2 protein-coding genes are annotated in these 1,222 nt (G+C 44.5%); both read left to right on the top strand.

Annotation, left to right across the window (positions count from 1 at the left end; genetic code table 11):
* Window positions 1–99 precede the first annotated feature (99 nt).
* On the top strand, window positions 100–351 hold the full coding sequence (locus tag QTO00_RS19950) for an RnfH family protein (protein ID WP_331426298.1): 252 nt from the start codon (window positions 100–102) through the stop codon (window positions 349–351).
* A 127-nt stretch (window positions 352–478) separates the two neighbouring features.
* Window positions 479–1,015, top strand: coding sequence for a flavodoxin (locus QTO00_RS19945; RefSeq protein WP_331426297.1), 537 nt, complete (start codon window positions 479–481; stop codon window positions 1,013–1,015).
* Window positions 1,016–1,222 lie beyond the last annotated feature (207 nt).

Genomic DNA, 1,222 nt, shown 5'->3' with positions numbered 1-1,222 from the left:
CTTCTTAGTGCTTGGTGTCATGTTGGGAATTAAGCAGAAAATTAGCTTAATGAACAAGAAGCGAGAACAAGCAAATGCCAGTGTGGCAGGAGGCTGCGCATGAAGGTCAGTGTTGTATACGCATTAAAAGATGAGCAGGCGTGGTTGCCCGTGGAGGTTGAGCCGGGTTCAACCGTGATGTCGGTTATCCATGCTTCGCAAATATTGTCGATGTTTCCATCTATCGACCTTGAAGCGCAAAAAGTCGGTGTGTTTGGCAAAGCTGCTTCTCTTGAGTCAGTTGTTAATGAAGGGGATAGAGTCGAGATTTATCGCCCAATAACTTGGGTTGCGCCTGAGAGTGACGATTGATTGTCGGCTTTATAACAATGTAGGTTTTTGATTGTTATGGTCAGAGTATAGTTTGTTTAAAAACAATGGTTTATATGTGGAATGCCAATTGCAGAGCTAGAGTGACGTTAGAGTTAAGGAGAGCAACATGGCTAAATTAGGGATTTTCTTTGGTACGGACACTGGTAGCACTCGTAAAGTGGCTAAACAAATTTTTAAGCAATTAGGGGCTGAGGTTGCAGACAAGCCGCTTAATATCAATCGCTGCGATGCGAGCACATTTGATCAGTACGACTACTTGATTCTTGGCACGCCAACCTATGGTGAAGGGTTACTGCCGGGTATGTCTGCTGAGTGTAGTGAAGAGAGTTGGGAAGAGTTCAGCCCTAACTTTGATGGTATGGACTTAAGCGGAAAAACAGTCGCTCTATTTGGCTTGGGCGATCAGGTCAATTATCCAGACGAGTTTGTTGATGGGCTAGGCGAGCTGTACGATTATGTTACGGAAGCCGGCGCTGAAACGGTCGGACGCTGGCCTGCTGATGGGTATGATTTCAACGACTCTACCGCCCTTGATGGAGAAGAGTTTGTTGGTTTGGTACTCGATAAGGACAATCAATCGAGCTTATCTGACGAGCGCATCGCCCACTGGTTAGAGCAGATCAAGTCAGAGATGGGTTTATAGATCTCACCCACTTCCCTCCCAAAAAGGAGCCATAGATTTGGCTCCTTTTTTATTTCGTGCTCAATAAAAACAGCGTTGCTCAATCGGCATCAAATCTACATCAACAAATATCTTGTTTATGTGTTGGCGAACAAATTTTAGTGCACAATTAGCAGCATACAATTTTGTTTTATAGCCGACATTCCTTGGCTCAATTGTCTGCTATCT

The organism is Vibrio sp. M260118, assembly GCF_036533755.1.
Classification (GTDB): Bacteria; Pseudomonadota; Gammaproteobacteria; order Enterobacterales; family Vibrionaceae; genus Vibrio.
Note: the sequence above shows the minus strand (reverse complement) of the source record. Positions and strands in the feature narration are given on the sequence as shown.

Excerpts from the sequence above, each read along its gene's own strand:
- QTO00_RS19950 (WP_331426298.1), top strand. The coding sequence starts at position 100 with ATGAAGGTCAGTGTTGTATACGCATTAAAAGATGAGCAGGCGTGGTTG.
- QTO00_RS19945 (WP_331426297.1), top strand. The coding sequence starts at position 479 with ATGGCTAAATTAGGGATTTTCTTTGGTACGGACACTGGTAGCACTCGT.